The sequence below is a fragment of the Mesorhizobium sp. P170090 genome (genome assembly GCF_057786115.1).
On record NZ_JBYNWH010000001.1, the window covers coordinates 1 to 2,500 of the forward strand.

The 2,500-nt window shown below is 55.0% G+C and carries 2 rRNA genes (1 of these 2 cut by a window edge); both read right to left on the minus strand.

Features of this window, described 5'->3' with window-relative positions:
* Nucleotides 1-348: 348 nt before the first annotated feature.
* Nucleotides 349-463: ribosomal RNA gene (rrf, locus tag AC3EML_RS00005) — 5S ribosomal RNA — on the minus strand.
* Between the two features lie 202 nt (nt 464-665).
* Nucleotides 666-2,500 (minus strand): 23S ribosomal RNA (locus AC3EML_RS00010) (it continues 967 nt past the right edge of the window).

The following is a 2,500-nucleotide window of genomic DNA, read 5'->3' on the forward strand; positions in this document are numbered from 1 at the left end:
TCTCCAGGGCAAGCTCTTGCTTGCTCCGGACTCTCCAGGGCAAGCTCTTGCTTGCTCCGGACTCTCCAGGGCAAGCTCTTGCTTGCTCCGGACTCTCCAGGGCAAGCTCTTGCTTGCTCCGGACTCTCCAGGGCAAGCTCTTGCCTGCTCCGGATCTGAAGCAAGCGTTTGCTTGCTTATCTGGACGTAAGCCTGGGCCTATGAACAGGATGGCTTACACATAGGTATATGGCTGACCAAATGAAAGGGCCGCTTGCGCGGCCCGTGATCCCTTGGCGGGCCTTTTCGTAGAGAGAAGATTTCAGTTTCATCCGGTTTGCGGATGAGAGTTCAACGTGCGTTTTGCAGACCTGGCAGCGACCTACTCTCCCGCGTCTTGAGACGAAGTACCATCAGCGCTGGAGCGTTTCACGGCCGAGTTCGGAATGGGATCGGGTGCAGCCGCTCCGCCATAACCACCAGGTCGGCAAAACGCACGTTATATCGAGAAGCTGTTTTTTCGTGCCAAGGCGACGTTTGTGTTTTGCTTTCGGGCGTAAGCCCGCAAGCGCGACTGCGCGTCGCCGGTTTTCCGGCGCCCTCGCGGAGCATAGGCCCTGTAAGGGCCGCTCATGCGTGAGCGCTGGTCAGATCATCGTGTTTCACGATGAGCATAAGGAATGAGAACGATCAAGCCGATCGAACTATTAGTACCGGTAAGCTTCAAGCGTTGCCGCTCTTCCACACCCGGCCTATCAACGTGGTCGTCTTCCACGGTTCTCAGGGAATACTCGTTTTAAGGTGGGTTTCCCGCTTAGATGCCTTCAGCGGTTATCCCGTCCGGATATAGCTACCCTGCTATGCGGCTGGCGCCACAACAGGTCCACCAGAGATCCGTCCATCCCGGTCCTCTCGTACTAGGGACAGATCCTTTCAATATTCCTACACCCACGGCAGATAGGGACCGAACTGTCTCACGACGTTCTGAACCCAACTCACGTACCGCTTTAAATGGCGAACAGCCATACCCTTGGGACCTGCTCCAGCCCCAGGATGCGATGAGTCGACATCGAGGTGCCAAACAACCCCGTCGATATGGACTCTTGGGGGTCATCAGCCTGTTATCCCCGGCGTACCTTTTATCCGTTGAGCGATGGCCCTTCCACGCGGGACCACCGGATCACTATGACCGACTTTCGTCTCTGCTCGACTTGTCAGTCTCGCAGTCAGGCAGGCTTATGCCATTGCACTCAGCGAACGATTTCCGACCGTTCTGAGCCCACCATCGCGCGCCTCCGTTACTCTTTAGGAGGCGACCGCCCCAGTCAAACTACCCACCATACATTGTCCCGGACCCGGATAACGGGCCGCGGTTAGACATCCATAGTAATAAGGGTGGTATTTCAAGGGTGGCTCCACCTGAGCTGGCGCCCAGGTTTCAAAGCCTACCACCTATCCTACACATGCCACTACGAATGCCAATGTAAAGCTATAGTAAAGGTGCACGGGGTCTTTCCGTCTAACCGCAGGAACCCCGCATCTTCACGGGGAATTCAATTTCACTGAGTCTATGCTGGAGACAGCGGGGAAGTCGTTACGCCATTCGTGCAGGTCGGAACTTACCCGACAAGGAATTTCGCTACCTTAGGACCGTTATAGTTACGGCCGCCGTTTACTGGGGCTTCGATTCAGAGCTTGCACCCCTCCTCTTAACCTTCCAGCACCGGGCAGGCGTCAGACCCTATACGTCGTCTTGCGACTTCGCAGAGCCCTGTGTTTTTGATAAACAGTCGCTACCCCCTGGTCTGTGCCACCCTCCTCTACTTGCGTAGAAAAGGGTCACGCTTCTTCCGAAGTTACGCGTGCAATTTGCCGAGTTCCTTCAGCATAGTTCTCTCAAGCGCCTTGGTATACTCTACCTGACCACCAGTGTCGGTTTCGGGTACGGTTTATAAGGAGGAGCTATTTCCTGGAACCGCTCCGCTGCCCGTTCAATCCGATAAGATTGGACAACTTGTGCGATCCGTCACTACCTCCAAGCCCACGAATATTAACGTGGTTCCCATCGACTACGCGTTTCCGCCTCGTCTTAGGGGCCGGCTAACCCTGCTCAGATTAGCTTTAAGCAGGAACCCTTGGTCTTTCGGCGGGGGAGTCTCTCACTCCCCTTACGTTACTCATGTCAGCATTCGCACTTCTGATACCTCCACCACCCCTCACGGGTATGGCTTCGTCAGCTTACAGAACGCTCCGCTACCGCTTGGCCCTTGCGGACCAAACCCTAAGCTTCGGTGTATGGCTTTAGCCCCGTTACATTTTCGGCGCAAAGACCCTTATTTAGACCAGTGAGCTGTTACGCTTTCTTTAAATGATGGCTGCTTCTAAGCCAACATCCTGGTTGTTTTGGGATCCTCACATCCTTTCCCACTTAGCCATAACTTGGGGACCTTAGCTGTAGGTCAGGGTTGTTTCCCTTTTCACGACGGACGTTAGCACCCGCCGTGTGTCTGCCGACTAGTAC